Source organism: Sorangium sp. So ce1014, assembly GCF_051521505.1.
Lineage (GTDB): Bacteria > Myxococcota_A > Polyangia > Polyangiales > Polyangiaceae > Sorangium.
This window is the reverse complement of sequence record NZ_CP150356.1, coordinates 3,352,021-3,368,169: the sequence shown is the minus strand read 5'-3', so window position 1 is coordinate 3,368,169 and position 16,149 is coordinate 3,352,021. Positions and strand designations below refer to the sequence as shown.

Here is a 16,149-nt window from a genome sequence, read left to right as displayed (position 1 = left end):
GCACGTCGGAGAGATCGGTCGCGCCGAGGATCACGCCGGCGCTCTTCGCCGACGGCTCGCGCGCGGACAGACCGGAGCACACACCCGCGCCAAGCGGGCGAGCCGGCTCACCCGGGCGCGGCTTACCCCGCGCCGGCGGCGCGGCGTGGGCCGGCGCCGATCGGGCCGCAGCCGGCGCGAGGGCCGGTCGCGCGCGCCGCGATGGCGGCGGGGGAGTATTCGCGCGATCGACAATGCTAGGCTGCGCGCCCATGGGAGTCCGGATCATTCCTCTCGGCGGCCTCGGCGAGGTCGGGATGAACGCGATGCTGATCGAGGAGGGGGGCCGCCGTGTGCTCGTCGACTGCGGCGTCATGTTCCCCAACGACCAGGTGCTCGGCGTGGAGGTCGCGATCCCCGACCTCAGCTACGTGCGCGAGGCGGGCGGGGTCGACGCGGTGCTCGTGACGCACGGCCACGAGGATCACATCGGCGGCCTGCCGTCGCTGCTGCGCGAGTTCCCGGTCCCCGTGTACGGGACGCGCTTCACCCTCCGGCTCGTGCGCGAGCGCCTCGTCGAGCACGGCATCGAGGTGCCGCTCCGCGAGGTCGAGCCGCAGCAGCACTTCACGGCGGGCCCGTTCCGCGCCGAGCCCCTGCGCGTGACCCACTCCATCCCCGACGCGGTCGGCTTCGCGATCGAGACGGGCGAGGGCATCGTCATCCACACCGGCGACTACAAGATCGATCTCACCCCCGTGGGCGGCGACCGGCTCGACCTCGGCCGCTTCGCCGAGTACGGCCGCGCCGGCGTGGTGGCCCTCCTGTCGGACTCCACCAACTCCGAGCGCGACGGCTGGTCGGTGAGCGAGACGACCGTGGCCGAGGGGTTCGTCCGGCCGTTTCGCGAGGCGAAGGGGCGCATCCTTGTCGCGCTGTTCGCCTCCAACGTCCACCGGGTCCAGAGCGTCCTCGACCTCGCCGCCCAGCTCGGCCGCAAGGTCGTGCTCGCCGGGCGCAGCCTCGCGACAAACACGCGGATCGCCCAGGAGATCGGCATCCTGACCATCCCCCCCGGCGTGCTCGTCGACGACGCCACGGCGGCCACGCTCCCGCCCAAGCGCCTCATCGTGCTCGCCTCGGGCGCGCAGGGCGAGCCGAACAGCGCGCTCGCGCGCATGGCCGTGGGCGACCACCACCGGCTGCGGGTCGACCCGGGCGACACGGTGATCTTCTCGTCGCGCGCGATCCCCGGCAACGAGATCGCCGTCAGCCAGCTGGCCAACCGTCTGGCGAGGCGCGGCGCCGTGGTGATCGATCGCGGCCTCGATCCGATCCATGCGAGCGGCCATGCCCAGGCCGAGGAGCAGAAGATGCTCCTCGACGCGGTCCGGCCGGAGCACTTCGTCCCCATCCACGGCGAGTACCGGATGCTGCTCGCCCATGCGCGCACGGCGCTCCGGATGGGCGTGCCGGCGTCGGGGGTCTTCGTGATCGAGGACGGCGAGTCGCTGATCATCGAGGCCGGCCAGATGCGCACCGGGGACGCGGTGAAGAGCGGGCGGGTGTGGCTCGACGCGCGCGGCGGGCTCGACGTCTCCCAGATCGTGCTGCGCGAGCGCGAGCAGATCTCGGATCAGGGCCTCGTGATGGTGCTCGTGGTGGCCGACCGCAAGACGGGCGAGGTCCTGCGCGGCCCCGAGCTCCTCGGGCGCGGCGTGGCGCACTTCGAGGAGGGCGGCCCGCTGTTCGCTGCCGCGCTCGAGAGCGCGCGCGACGCGCTCGCGGCGCTGTCGCCGGCGGCGCGCACCCTGGGACCGGCGCTGGAGGACGCGCTCAGCCGCGGCGTGCGGCGGGTGTTCCGGCGCGAGGCCTCGCGGCGCCCTGCCGTGCTCCCCCTCGCCGTGCTGCTGTGACCGCCGGCGGCGCTCGATCGGGCAGACCAAGGCGGACGCGGACGCGGACGCGAGCGCGCACGCGTACCAGGAGCGACCTGGCGCGGGGCTGCTCTGGCAGGCAATCTGGAGCCTCCTTGCGCTGGCCCCTTTCCCGAACGCGGCGAATGATTACGGTGCACGGACCGGCGGAGCCCCTTTGCTCTGCCGTGGCACGGCCGGCGTCGTTTGGTGGTTCCTCCTGGGGATTGTCCTCCAGGGCTTCGTGCTCCGGTGAGAGGCCGGGCGGACCACCGCGACGCGGCACCATGGTGGAGCGATCGAGATGAAGGAGAAGCCCATGAGCTCGCTCCTGGCGGGCGAGACCGAAACGACAATTCCAGAGGAGCGGGACGCGCGCGCCAAGGTGCGGCTCGACGCCGGGTTCGGCCGGGTCGCGCCGTCGCGACGGGAGGCGCCTGCTGGCGGGCAAGCTGCGCCGTCGGCGCGGCCGGGCGAGGACGTGACCGAGATCTACCTCCAGGAGATCGCGCGCAACGCGCCGCTGAGCCGGGATCTCGAGGTGGAGATCGGCCGGCGGATCGAGTCGGCGGATCGCGCGGGGATCGAGGCCTGGGTCGCGTCGCCCGTGGCGCTGCGCGAGCTCGCGGCGCTCGCGGACGACCTGCAGGAAGGTCGGTTGGGCGCGAGCGATCTGCTGCTGAACGCGGACGCGGACGACGAGCTGCGCGACGCGGCGTCCGTGCGGCTCGCGCGGCTGCTCGGGCTCGCGCGGTCCGCGGCGGAGGCCGGCCAGGCCGAGCCGGGCGGGCAGCGCGCCCGGGCCGACCTGTCGGCCGGGCTCACCGACGTGCGCCTGGGCCCCGCGGTGGAGGAGCGCCTCGAGCGCGCGCTGTGCGAGGCCGCGGCCGCGGCCGACGGGCCCGGCCGGGAGGCGATCGAGGGGACGCTGGCGGCGATGCGCGGCGCCCGCCGCGCGGCGGCGGCGGCGAGGGCGGACATCGTCCGCGCGAACCTGCGGCTCGTGGCGGCGGCCGCCCGGCAGCTGCGGCACCGCGGCGTGCCGCTGCTCGACCTCATCCAGGAGGGCAACCTCGGGTTGATGCGCGCGGCGGAGAAGTTCGATTACCGGCGCGGCTATCGGTTCAGCACGTACGCCACGTGGTGGATCAAGCAATCGCTCGCGCGCGCGTTGCTCTATCAGGGCCAGGTCATCAAGGTGCCGGTCCACTTCGCCGAGACCCGTCGCCGGGCGCTGCAGGCGCGCAAGGAGCTGGAGCAGGAGAACGCGCGCGAGGCGGCGCCGGAGGAGGTCGCCGAGCGGAGCGGGCTGTCGATGGACAAGCTCCAGACGTTGCGGGAGATGGCGTTGCCGCTCGTGTACCTGGACGCCCCGGTCGGGGACGACGACGACGGCGCGCGCGCGGGCGACTTCTTCGCGAGCGACGATGCGGCGCCGGACGAGCTCCTTGTCCACCGCCGCCTGCACACGCAGGTTCGCTCGCTGCTCGAGTCGCTGACGCCGCGCGAACGCCAGGTGCTGCGGCTCCGGTTCGGCCTCGACGGCGAGCAGACGCACACGCTCGCCGAGATCGGGGGCATGTTCTCGGTGAGCCGGGAGCGGGTCCGGCAGATCGAGGAGAACGCGCTGAGCAAGCTCCGGACGCTGTCGCGCAGGCAGGCGCTCGACACGCCGCTCGGGGGTTGACGATCCGGGCGAGCGGGTGCCGCGGGGGTGCTCCGCTGCACGAAGCCCGTGAACAGGAGCTCTCCTGCGGGTGATGGTTGCGCTCGCTCACCCGCAGGACGCTCATGAAGGACATCCTCTCTGCTTGCCTGTCTGCTTGCCTGGAATCACGCGCTTTCTCCGCCGACGCATAGGGCACTGCAGCTGAAAGAGCCGCCAGCAGTTCGTTAGCCACCTGGACGCGAGTTGGCGGGAGTACGACCGGCTTTACGCTCACCCGTTCAGATGCTCCTGGACGCGGCAGAAGATGCACCGCTGGGTTGAGCGGCATGCTTCGTGATTACGTTAACGTAAAAAAACTTATCGAACAGTCCACCACGGAACAAGTGGAGGCTTGAGCTCGGTGAGAGCTCCTGTCGCGGCGCGCGAGCGGCCGGGCGTGGGCAGCGCCAAGCCCCCATGGTGCGGCTCAATTCCTGTGCCAAGCCTCCCCTCCCGCAACTATTTGATCGCGTGAGCTGCATTATGCTGGCGAGCGAGCAGGGGTGTCGATGATCGTCGGGACAGGCTATGCACTCCGCGAGAAGATCGAGGAAACCGCCGATTTTAGCCTAATCCGCGCGTGCCGCGAGGGTGAGGACGTCCCGGTCTTGCTGAAAGTCCTGCGCGCGGAAAGAGCCACTCGGGCCGAGGTCGCGCGCTTCAAGCATCAGTGCGAGCGCGTCGCGCAGCTCGCCTCACCCCGCCTCGTCGCGCTGCGTGGCGTCGAGGAGCTCGCCGGCGCCCTGATTGTCGTTCTCGAGGACTTCCCGGGCCGCGATCTCGCGCGGATCCTCGCCGCGCGCCCGTCGTGCAGAACGCCGATCTGCGAGGCGCTCGATCTCGCAGCGGCGCTCGCCGAAGGCCTCGCCGCGGTGCACGCGGCGGGGCTCATCCACCGCGATATGCGCCCGCACAACGTGCTCGTCGGTGCGTGCGGCGCGGTCAAGATCACGAGCTTCGGCGTCGACGCCGAGATCACCCGCGCGCACGAACGGCTCTACGCGCCGGCGGTGATCGCCGACGTGCTGCCCTACGTCTCCCCCGAGCAGACAGGCCGCATGAACCGCGGCGTCGACTACCGGACGGACCTCTACGCGCTCGGCGTCATCCTTTACCAGATGCTCACGGGTCAGCGCCCCTTCGAGTCCCTGGACCCGATGGAGCTCATCCACGCGCACCTCGCCCTCGCGCCCGCGCCGCCGTCTCGCGTCGACCCGACGATCCCCGAGGCCGTGTCCGGCGTTGTGCTCAAGCTGCTCGCGAAGAACGCCGAGGACCGCTACCAGAGCGCCGAGGGCCTGCTCGCCGATCTCGACCGCTGCCGCGAGGCCTTGCGCGGCACGGGGGCGATCGAGCCCTTCGTCGCGGGCCAGCACGATCGCCAGGACCTGTTCCGGATCCACCAGAAGCTCTACGGCCGCGCGCAGGACATCGAGGCGCTCACCGCCGCGTCCGAGCGCGCGCTCGAGGGCAGCCGCGAGAGCGTCCTCGTCTCCGGCTACTCGGGCATCGGCAAGACCTCGCTCGTGCTGGAGATCCTGCGGCCGCTCGCGCGGCAGAAGGGCTATTTCACGAGCGGCAAATCAAATCAGTACAACCGCGACGCGCCCTACAGCGCGGTGATCCAGGCGTTCGACGGCCTCGTGCGGCAGATCCTCAGCGAGAGTGAGGCGCGCATCTCCCGGTGGCGGAGCGCGATCCGCGAGGCGCTCGGGCCGAACGCGCAGGTCGTCTGCGACGTCATCCCGTCGCTCTCCCATGTGATCGGCGCGCAGCCGCCCGTCCCGACGCTCGGCCCGCTCGAGGCGCAGCACCGCCTGAACCGGTGCTTCTTGCAGTTCGTCTCGGTGTTCGCGCGCCGCGCCCATCCGCTCGTCCTGTTCCTCGACGATCTGCAATGGATCGACCCCGCGAGCCTCGGGCTGCTCCGCGAGCTCCTCGCCGACACCTCGCTCGAGGCGCTCTTCTTCTGCGGCGCTTACCGCGACAACGAGGTATCGCCCGCGCACCCGTTCGTTCGGGCCATCGAGGAGGCCGGGCTCGTCGTATGCAACATCGTCCTCGGCCCGCTCGCGCGCCCGCACCTGATCGAGATGCTCTCGGACAGCCTCAAGCGCAGCGACTGCGGGCCGCTCGCCGATGCGGTGCAGACGAAGACCGGCGGCAACCCGTTCTTCGTCAAGGAGTTCGTCCGGTCGCTGTACGACCATGGCGTCCTCGCATATACGACCGGATCGGGCTGGCGCTGGGACCTCGCCGCGATCGACGCGCTCGGGTACACGGACAACGTGGTCGACCTCATGGTGCGGACCATCGCGCGCCTGCCACCGGCGACGGTGAAGGCGCTCAAGCTCGCCGCGGCGATCGGCAACCGGTTCGACCTCGACGTGCTCGCCGCGGTGAGCGAATGCTCGCCGAAAGACGCGTACTCCCGCCTCGATCCCGCGGTGAGCGAGGGGCTCGTGATCGCCGGGCGCGAACGCTACCGGTTCGCCCATGACAAGGTCCAGGAGGGCGTCTACGGGATGATCCCGGAGGCGGACCGGCCCGCGTTCCACCTCCGGATCGGCCGGCTGCTCGCGGACAAGCTGGACCTCTCGGAGAGCCAGAGCCTCTTCGACGTCGTCGGCCACCTGAACAGCGCAGGCGACCTCGTGTCGGACCCCGCGGAGCGCCTGCAGCTCGCTCGCATGAGCCTCGAGGCCGCGGGCCGTGCCGCGGACTCGGCGGCCTTCGGCGCCGCGCTGCGCTACCTGCAATTCGGCCTCCTGCGCCTCCCGGAGGACGCCTGGGCGTCGCAGCCCCCGCTCCGCCTCGAGTACGCGAAGAGGACCGCGCTGATGCTCTCGCTCAGCGGCCGGCACGACGAAGCGCTGGCGATCCTCTCCGACTGCCTGGAGCGGGTTGCGAGCCGGCTCGATCGCACCGAGGTGCTGCGGCTCAAGATGAACGTGCAGGTGCTCAAGAACGACCTGCCCGCCGCGCTCGAGGAGGGGCTCGCCGCCCTGCGCCCGTTCGGGCTCGACCTGCCCCTCTTCCCCGACCAAGCCATGGTCGACGCCCAGATCGACGCGACGATGGAGCTGGTCCGGGAGCGGACGCTCGAGGCGCTACGGGGCCTGCCGCCGCTGCGGGACCCGGAGATCGGCGCCATGCAGGACGTGCTCCTGGAGCTGTTCGTTCCCTGCTACTTCCTCGCCTCGCGCAACTTCGGCATCACCGTCGCCAAGATCCTCGATAACACGCTCCGCCACGGGCTGTCGGAGACCTCGATCTACGGCTGCGTGAACTTCGGGATGTTCCTCTGCGCGCGCGGGGACATCGAGCTCGGCTATCGACTCGGGCGAATCGCCGTGGAGCTCGCCGAGCGGTACCCGGACAAGAAGTCCGAGTCGATGCTCTGCAACATGTGGGGTGCCTTCATTCAGCACTGGAAGGAAGGTTACGCCGCCTACAGGGAGACGCTGCGCGTCGGCATGCACGCCGGACTCGAGACCGGCCAGTATATCTGGGCGTTCTACAACACGGTCAACCTGAGCACGAACAGCCTCCTGCGCGGCCTCCCGCTCTCCGACCTCCTCGCCGAGACGGAGGGCTACCAGCCGATACACCGGCTCGACGAGTCCAACGCCATCACCTGGGTGACCGGCGCGGTCGGACAGCTCGCGCACCAGCTCTCGGTCGAGACGGCGCGCCCGGCCGCGCTCAAGGGCGAGTGGGTCGATATCGACGAGGTCGTGGAGGAGGCCCGCCGGATCGACAACCAGGCTTCACTCTTCTTCGCCCACTTCTTCGTCGTGCTCCTCGGCGTGTTCCAGGGCGCGTTCGAGGACGCAGCACGCCTCGCGCTGACGCTGAACATCGAGATCCCGGCCGTGGCGGCCTGGCACGCCAACCCCGCGTTCCATGGCTACGCCGGCATCGCGCTCACACAGGCGGCGGACAGGGTCTCCTCGGCCGAGCGCGCGCTCTTCCTCGCCCGCGCGGAGCTCTTCGCGGAGAGGCTCTCGCGCTGGGCGAGCCTGTGTCCGGAGAACCTGGCGCACCGCAGCGTCCTGCTCGGCGCCGAGCTCGAGCGCGCCCGCGGTGACGCGCGGGCCGCCGGCGATCGCTACGACGAGGCGATCGCCCTCGCGCAGCGCGGCGGCTACCTCCATGACGAGGCGCTCGCCAACGAGCTCGCCGGCCTCTCCTTTCGCGCTCTCGGCAAGACCACCCTCGCCCGCGCCTACCTGACCGAGGCCCACCGGCTCTACGGCCGCTGGGGCGCGACCGAGGCGATGCGGCGCCTCGAGCGCGCGTACCCCGACCTCGTCCCCAGCGAAATCCTCCGCGGCGCGACGTGCCCTGAGGCCGCCGCGCCCGCCAGCACCGCGCTCGACCTCGGCTCGGTGCTCAAGGCCTCCCAGGCCATCTCGGGCGAGATCGTCCTCGACCGCCTGCTCGACGCGCTCATGCGCATCCTGGTCAAGAACGCCGGCGCGAGGCGAGGCTGCCTGCTCCTCGCCCGCGCCGAGACCCTGTTCTTGGCTGCCGAGGCGAAGGCGGAGGGGCCCCAGATCGAGGTGCGTATTCCCCACGAGCCCGAAGCCTCCCCTTCGGACCTGCCGGCGTCCCTCCTCAACTACGTCCGGCGCAGCCGGGAGAAGGTGATCCTGGACGACGGGACGGCACGGAATCCGATCATCGCCGGCGACCCCCTCTCTCGGCGCCCCAAATCCGCGCTCTGCCTGCCCATCCTGCGGCAGGCGGAGCTCGTGGGGCTGCTCTACCTGGAAAACGACCTCGTCGCCGGCGCGTTCACCCCGGACCGGCTCTCCGTGCTGGAGCTGCTCTCGGCCCAGGCCGCCAACTCGATCGCCAATGCCACGCTCTACGCCGACCTGCTCCAGGAGAACAGCGAACGCCGGCGAGCGGAGCAGGCCGTGCGGGACAGCAAAGAGCTGCTGCAGTCGATTGTAGACAACTCGACAGCGGTCATCTACCTCAAGGATCTCGAGGGGCGCTACCTGATGATCAACCGGCGCTACGCCGAGGTGTTCCACGTCGGTGAGCAAGCGATCGTCGGCCGGACCGACTACGATGTCTTCCCCAGGGAGCGGGCCGATGCCTTCCGCGCCGTCGACCAGGAGGTGCTGGCCACCGGAGCGGCGCTGCAGGCCGAGGAAGAGGTCCCCCAGGACGATGGGCTGCACACCTACCTCGCCCTCAAATACCCGCTGTGCAACGCGGCGCAGCAGCCCTATGCCGTCTGCGGCATTTCCACCGACATCACCGAGCGCAAGCAGGCCGAAGCGGAACGCCAGGCCCGCAAGACGGCCGAAGCCGCGAGCCGTGCGAAGACCGAGTTCCTGAGGAACATCAGCCACGAGCTGCGCACGCCACTCAACGCCATCCTCGGCTATGCCCAGATCCTCAAGCGCTCCGTGGGGCTCGAGAGCCGCGAGGCGACGGGGCTGAATACCATCCAGCAGAGCGGCCAGCACCTCTTGACCCTCATCAACGACCTCCTGGACCTGGCCAAGATCGAGGCGGGCAAGCTCGATGTCTGCCCCGAACCGATCCATCTCTCGACCTTCGTCACGGTCGTCGCCGACATCATCCGCGTCAGAGCGGAGCAGAAGAGCCTTTACTTCACCTACGAGACCACGCCCCACCTGCCCCAGGCGGTGCTGGCCGACGAGAAGCGCCTGCGTCAGGTGCTGCTCAACCTCCTGGGCAACGCGGTGAAATTCACCGATCGGGGGCGGGTGCGCTTCGGGGTGCAGGGGCTGGCCCAGGATGGGACCGCGGCGCGCCTGCGCTTCGAGGTGGAGGATACCGGCGTCGGAATGACGCCGGAGCAGCTGGCAAAGCTCTTCCAGCCCTTCGAACGGGTGGGGGATGTGCGGCGCCGCGCCGGGACCGGCCTTGGGCTGATGATAAGCCGCCATCTGGTGCACCTCATGGGCAGCGAGATCCACGTGCAAAGCCGGCCCGGCGAAGGCAGCCGCTTCTGGTTCGAGGTGACCCTGCCAGTGGCCGAGATCGCAGCACCCCTCCAGCCCTCCGAGCGGGACGCCATCGGCTACGAGGGGCCGCGCCGGAAGGTGCTGGTCGCCGACGACGTGGTGGGCAATCGGGCGGTGCTTTCGGACCTGCTGAGCGGCCTCGGCTTCGAGGTCTGCGAGGCGACCAATGGCCCGGAGGCCCTCGATCAGGCGATGGCGGCGTCGCCGGATCTGGTGGTGATGGATCTGGTCATGCCGGTGATGGGCGGCCCGGAAGCCATCCATTGCATTCGTCGCGATCGCCAGGCTCGGGGGCTCGCGCGGCTGCCGTTCATCGCGGTGTCCGCGAGCGCCAACGAGGAAGACCAGACCGAGAGCGTCGCAGCCGGCGCCGACGCCTTCCTCGCCAAGCCGATCGACCAGGAGAGCCTGCTGCGGATCATCGGCGCCCAGCTCGGATTGACCTGGGTCTATGGCAGACCGGCCGAGGAGCGAGCCGGGGATGGGGCGGACGCGGAGCTCCTGGCGCCGCCCCGAGAGGAGATGGAGGTCCTGCATGCCCTGGCCCTGAACGGCAACATGCGCGACATCCGAAAGCGGGCGGCCTACCTGACCACCCTCGACGAACGCTATCGCCCCTTCGCCGACCGCCTGCATCGCATGGCGCAGGGCTGCCAGTCCAAGGCGATCCGCAGCTTGGTCGAGGAGCACCTGCAGGGGGTGGAACCGACGGCGAGGCTGGGGGTGGAGCCGCGGAGCATCAGGGGCGACCAGCGACCATGAGCCGAGCCACAGCATCCGATGCTCGCACCTACACTATCCTGATCGTGGATGACGTGCCAGCCAATCTCAACTTGCTGATGGGTCATCTGGAATGCATGGGTCACCAGGTGCTCATCGCCGAGGACAGTGAAGAGGCATTGGAGCGGGCCCGCCTCATGCAACCCGACCTGATTCTGCTGGACGTGGTGATGCCGGATATCGACGGTTTCGAGACGTGCCGGTGCCTGAAGGCGGCGGAAAGCACCCGAGACATCCCGGTGCTCTTCATGACCTGTCTTTCCGACGCGGCTGACAAGCTCGTGGGGTTCGAGGCGGGGGGCGTCGATTACATCACCAAACCATTCGAGATTGGAGAGGTGATAGCGCGGATCAAGACGCACTTGAGCCTGCGCGAGACGAAAAGGGAGCTCGAAGAAAGGAACGCGGAGCTGCAGCGTACCCATCAAGAGCTGGAACAACGGGTGCGAGATCGCACGGCCGAGCTGGCCAGATCGAACGCCGCTCTCCGCGAGAGCCAGCATCTGCTTCAGGCCATCGTCGACAACACGACCGCCGTCGTCTTCGCCAAGGACATCGAGGGGCGCTACATGCTCGTCAACCGCGGGTTCGAAGAGCTCTTCCAGATGCGCCGCGAGCAGGTCATCGGCAAGACCGACCGCGACGTCTTCCCACGCGAGCAGGCCGATGAGTATCGCGCCAACGATTTTCTCGTCCTGCAGCAGAATCGGACCGTCGAGCTCGACGAGCTGGCCCCCAAGAGCGACGGCGTACGCACGTACATTTCCCTCAAGTTCCCGCTCCGCGGCCCCGCCGGAGAACCTGAGGGCATTTGCGGTATCTCGACCGACATCACCTCCCGCAGGCACGCCGAGGACGTGCTGCGCCATTCCTATTCGCTCCTCGAGGCTACGCTCGAATCGACGGCGGACGGCATCCTGGTCGTCGACGGCGCGAGGCGCATCGTGCGCCATAACCACAGGCTCGCGCAGATGTGGCGCATTCCCACCGATGTCCTCGCCAGCGGATCGGCCGACGTGTTCCTCGCGTTCGCCGGCGGCCAGCTCCGCGAGCCCGAGCTATTCCTGCAAAGCGTCCAGGACCTCTACACCGATCCCGAGGCGAGCGCCTTCGATACGTTCCCGCTCCGGAACGGGCAGATCTTCGAGTGTTATACGCAGCCCCAGCGCCTCGGAGGGCGCGTGGCCGGGCGGGTCTGGAGCTTCCGCGACATCACCGCGCGCGTGCACGCCGAACAGCAACGCGATCGGCTCCTCCTGGACGAGCGCCGCGCGCGCGCGGCGGCGGAGGAGGCCATCCGCCTGCGGGACGAGTTCCTCCTCATCGCCTCGCACGAGCTCCGCACTCCGATCACCACCCTGCAGCTCTCTATTCAATCGCTGGGGCAAAGGCTCTCGCGGGGCATGGACGTCGCGCGTGTGCGATCGGCGGTCGCCCTCTCCGGCCGCCAGATCAAGCGCCTCGCCAACTTCGTCGACATGCTCCTCGACGTCTCCCGGATCCAGGCGGGGAGGCTCGAGCTCGACCGGGCGCCCGTCGATCTGCGCGAGCTGGTCGCCGAGATCGTCACCCACCTCGGCAACCAGCTCGAGCAGTCGGGCAGCGCGCTCGCTGTGCGCGCGGAGCAGCCGGTCACCGGCTGGTGGGACCGGTACCGCCTGGAACAGGTCGTGACCAACCTCCTGACCAATGCCATCAAGTTCGGGGAACGCGCGCCGATCGAGATCACCATCACCGCGGAAGGTGGGGTCGCACGGCTCTCGGTGACGGATCACGGGATCGGGATCCCGGCCGAGGTGCGGACGCAGCTCTTCGAGCGATTTCGCCGCGGCGTCTCGTCGCGGCATTATGGGGGGCTCGGGCTCGGCCTCTTTATCGCGCGCACCATCGTCGAGGCGCACGGCGGACGAATTCGCCTGTCGAGCGAGGTCGGCCTGGGCTCGACCTTCTGCGTCGAGCTGCCGCTGTCGACCGAGGGCGCGGGGCACCACTACGCATAGCCAGGGCACTCAGCGCTGCGCGTCGCCGCGGCGGAACTCCGCCGTCGCCTCGTCGAGCCGGGCCTTGAGCTGCGGATCGAGCGCGAGCTCGGCCGCGGCGAGCGTGGCGTCCAGCTGGTCGGGCCGGCTGGCGCCGATGATGGCCGAGGTGATGACCGGGTTCGCGAGCACCCACGCGACGGCGACGGTCGTGAGCGACTGGCCTGCTTCGGCGACGATGCCCTCCAGCTTCTCCACGGTCGCGAACGCGCGCTCGTTCCAGTAGCGTTGCTGGTAGTTGCTCGCCGCCGCGCCGAGCGTGAAGCGCGTGCCCGGCGTCGGCTCGCCGCGGCGGTGCTTGCCCGTGAGGAACCCGCCGGCGAGCGGGTTGTACGGGATCACGCCGAGGCCCTCCTCCTGCGCGAGCGGGAGCAGCTCGCGCTCGATCTCCCGGAACAGCAGCGCATAGCGCGGCTGCACGGACACGAGCTGCGCGAGCCCGCGCGCCTCGGAGCGGCCGAGCGCGCGCGCCAGGCGGTACGCCAGGTAGTTGGATACGCCGATGTACCGCGCCTTGCCCGAGCGAACCACGGTGTCGAGCGCCTCCAGCGTCTCGTCGATGGGCGTGTTGCGGTCGTCGGAGTGGAGCTGATAGAGATCCACGTAGTCGGTGCCGAGCCGGCGCAGCGAGGCGTCGATGGCGTCCAGGATGTGCTTGCGCGAGGCGCCCTGATCCCACTCGTTCGGGCCGACGCGGCCGACGCACTTTGTGGCGAGGATGAAGCGGTCGCGCTTGCCCTTGAGCCAGCGGCCGACGATCTCCTCGGTGCGCCCGGCGGTAGGCAGGCCGCCGCCCAGCGGATAGACATCGGCCGTGTCGAGGAAGTTGACGCCGGCGCCGGCGGCCTTGTCGAGGATGGCGCGGGAGGTCTCCTCGTCCGTCTGGAAACCGAACGTCATCGTGCCGAGACACAGGCGAGAAACGGTGAGGCCGGTACGGCCGAGGCGGGTGGTCGGGAGGGTCATGGTGTTCCGTGATTTCTTCGGGAGTTGCCCGTACAGCTTCGGGCAGGGTGGCTCGGGATGTCAATCGGGCACGCCGAGCGGAGTGAAGCGCTTTGGGAAGAAAGGAGAGAGACAGATTCAACCACAGAGGCACGGAGGGAGAGAGGGAGAAATACCGAGACCTGTGCTCTCCATGCCTCTGTAGTTGATCCGCCGGGGCGCCGTGCCGCTCGGCGTCACGGTCCCCTCGATGGCCGAGCGGCGGCAGATCAGTAATAGATCGGCCCGACGCTCCCGCCGCCGGCGACGACGGCATCGCCGTTGATCGCGACGCTCCTCGGCGAGGCGAGGAACGTGACGACCCACGCGACCTCGCGGGCGTCCACGATGCGGCCGATGCTCACCGAGGCGGCGAGATCCTTCTCGGACTCGGACCGGGTGCGCTCGGTGCGCGTCGCGCCGGGGTGCACGACCGTGACGTTGATCCCCTTCGGGCCCAGCTCATCCGCGAGGTTCTTCGTGATCGCCGCCACGCCGACGTTGCGCAGGGTGGCGACCGGACGGCCTGTCTTGCGCACGGCCAGCCCGCCGATGTTGATGATGCGGCCCCAGCCGTTCGCGATGAGGTGCGGCGCGACGGCGCGCGCCGTCCGCAGATAGCCCACGACCTTGATGTTGATGTCCTCGATCACCTGCGCGTCGACGATCTGGTCGAGGCGGGTGGCGGGCGAGATCCCGCCCGGCAAGGCGGCGTTGTTGACCAGGATGTCCACGCCGCCCAGCGCGGCGACGGCGCGCTCGACGAGCGCGTTGACCGAGGTCTCGTTGCCTGTGTCGACCACCAGCGGGACGACGCGGCGGCCCGTCTCCGCCGAGAGCTCGGCGGCGGTCGCCTCCAGCTTGTCCTTGCCGCGCGCGGCGATCACGACGTCCGCGCCCTCGCGCGCCAGCTCCCGCGCGATGGACTTGCCGATGCCACGGCTACCGCCGGTGACGATGGCCCGCTTGCCGGTGAGTTCGAGGTCCAAGATCAGCTCCCTTTCATCCGCAGACACGACGCCTGGGTCTTCGCGCGTCGCGGGAGCCGTGGCAGAGCATGTTTCATTCCATTCTCTTCTCACCCCACCGCCGCAGGTGGGATGGCGCACGCCGGCCTGCGCGTCGCCCTGTCGTCCTGCGCCCGGCGCGCCTCCGGGCGACGTCGCGCGACGCAGGCCCGCCCGGCGGCTCGCCTGTTTCGCAGGCAGCAGGCTGCTGCCGCTGTGCTGCGGGAACAGCAGCCCGCCTATCGCGATCGGAGCCGGTCGACGGCCGCGAGCACGCCCGCCGCGATCGCGAGGATCGGCGCCAAGACCACGCCGCCGAACCACGAGAGCACGTAGGCGACGCCGAGCGAGGCGTCGCCCCCGCTGCCGGGCGGGGCGGTGCCGCTCAGCACGGAGACGTGCTCGCGCAGGCCGAGCAGGTGGCAGGCGGCGAAGGCGGCCACGAGCAGCGCGGCGCCGAGGGCGAGCAGGCGGCTCACGGGGCGCCTCCCGCGGCGGCGATCCGCTGCCAGAGCGGGCCGAAGCTCAGCGCATAGAGCAGCGCCGCGTCGCCGACCTGGTTGCTCGCGGCGTAGCGCAGCCGGCCGCCCTCGCGGATCGGGAACGCGGCCAGGTCGAGCGAGGTGAGCAGCGTCCCGAGGTACGGCGCGTCGCCGAAGGCCGCTGCGCCGAGCAGCGCGAGGCCGCTCGAGCCGGCGCTGGCCCCGACGAGAGGCACGATCGGGCCCGAGTCCACGTCCTCCGGGCCGGACCAGGACCGCGGCCACTCGCGCGCCCAGCCGAAGCCGAGGAGCTCCGCGCCGAGCTCACGGCGCGCCCGCGCGTACTGATCGCGGGCGAAATCAGGGTCGATCAGGAGCAGCGCGTGCGCGACGAGCCAGAGGGACGATCCCTCCGGGCCGTCCAGGATCCTGCCGTCGTGGGTGTAGCTCGACACGAGCAGCCCCGTCCTCGGGTCCACCAGGCGGGCGCGCGCCGCCGCGAGCCAGCGGCGGCCGAGATCCAGGCCTCGGCGCTCGCCGCGCAGCGCGTCGGCCATGCGCATCGCGCCGAGGGCGAGCGTGTTGCAGAAGGTCCAGCACTCGTCGGGGTAGCTCTCGGCCGACAGCATGGGGCTCCGCTCCATGCGGGACCGCATCTCGGCGACGCGCGCGTCGAGCTCGGCCTCGAGATCGGCGCGCCGCGCGACAAGCGCGCGGGCGCCCAGCATGAGCGCGATCTCGCCGTCCACGAAGAGGCTGCGCGCAGGCTGCTGCACGAACGGCCCCCGCGTGGCGTAGGGCATCATGAAGTGCAGCATCCCCCGCTCGCGCTCGAGCGCGAGGGTCTCGTCGACGATCCGGTCGATGACGGCGAGGTGGCGCGCCTCGGCGCCTGGATCCCGCAGCGCGGCGTTGGCGAGGCCGAGGACGAGGAAGGTCCGTCCCATGAAATCCCACTCCGCGTTCGTGGCCCGCATCCGCGCGAGCGCCGCGTCCTGCGCGGCGCCGTCCTCGTCCCAGAGCGAGAGCTGATGCGCGAGCAGCGCCTCTCCGCGCGGCGAGAGCGCGCCGGAAGCGCGGTGCTCGCCCGGCTCGTGCCGGAAGAAGAGCTGGAGACTGGGAAGCCAGATGGCCGTCGCGACGAGCAGGGACAGCGCGGCGGCGCCGAGCCGGCGCAGGCGGCCAGCGGCCCCCGGGCGGACCACGACGCCGGTGGGAGAGAGGTCGGTCATGAGACGGAGCG

At 70.5% G+C, this 16,149-nt stretch carries 8 protein-coding genes; 4 read left to right on the top strand and 4 right to left on the bottom strand.

Features of this window, described 5'->3' with window-relative positions:
* The first annotated feature begins 251 nt into the window (after positions 1-251).
* The 4 genes from WME75_RS12970 (at position 252) to WME75_RS12955 (ending at position 12,394) form a co-directional block, all read left to right on the top strand.
* Positions 252-1,895: a ribonuclease J gene (locus WME75_RS12970; protein WP_437490145.1), complete on the top strand. Its 1,644-nt coding sequence runs from the start codon at positions 252-254 to the stop codon at positions 1,893-1,895.
* 319 nt (positions 1,896-2,214) lie between these two features.
* Positions 2,215-3,582 carry an RNA polymerase sigma factor RpoD/SigA gene (locus WME75_RS12965; protein WP_437490144.1) on the top strand — a complete coding sequence of 456 codons (1,368 nt, stop codon included), beginning with the start codon at positions 2,215-2,217 and terminating at the stop codon, positions 3,580-3,582.
* 629 nt (positions 3,583-4,211) lie between these two features.
* Positions 4,212-10,376, top strand: coding sequence for an AAA family ATPase (locus WME75_RS12960; RefSeq protein WP_437490143.1), 6,165 nt, complete (start codon positions 4,212-4,214; stop codon positions 10,374-10,376).
* Positions 10,373-12,394 carry an ATP-binding protein gene (locus WME75_RS12955; RefSeq protein ID WP_437490142.1) on the top strand — a complete coding sequence of 674 codons (2,022 nt, stop codon included), beginning with the start codon at positions 10,373-10,375 and terminating at the stop codon, positions 12,392-12,394. Before WME75_RS12960 ends, WME75_RS12955 begins: the two co-directional genes overlap by 4 nt.
* A gap of 9 nt (positions 12,395-12,403) precedes the next feature.
* On the opposite strand, the gene WME75_RS12950 is transcribed toward WME75_RS12955, so the two are convergent.
* The 4 genes from WME75_RS12950 to WME75_RS12935 all read right to left on the bottom strand — a co-directional run bounded on the left by WME75_RS12950 (position 12,404) and on the right by WME75_RS12935 (position 16,138).
* Complete coding sequence (locus WME75_RS12950; protein WP_437490141.1) at positions 12,404-13,399, bottom strand: aldo/keto reductase; 996 nt, start codon at positions 13,397-13,399, stop codon at positions 12,404-12,406.
* A gap of 248 nt (positions 13,400-13,647) precedes the next feature.
* Positions 13,648-14,406: an SDR family NAD(P)-dependent oxidoreductase gene (locus tag WME75_RS12945; RefSeq protein ID WP_437490140.1), complete on the bottom strand. Its 759-nt coding sequence runs from the start codon at positions 14,404-14,406 to the stop codon at positions 13,648-13,650.
* Between the two features lie 257 nt (positions 14,407-14,663).
* Positions 14,664-14,903 (bottom strand): hypothetical protein, encoded by a 240-nt coding sequence (locus WME75_RS12940; RefSeq protein WP_437490139.1) that lies wholly within the window; start codon positions 14,901-14,903, stop codon positions 14,664-14,666.
* Positions 14,900-16,138: a hypothetical protein gene (locus WME75_RS12935; protein WP_437490138.1), complete on the bottom strand. Its 1,239-nt coding sequence runs from the start codon at positions 16,136-16,138 to the stop codon at positions 14,900-14,902. The genes WME75_RS12940 and WME75_RS12935 overlap by 4 nt, the downstream gene beginning before the upstream one ends.
* Positions 16,139-16,149: the final 11 nt, after the last annotated feature.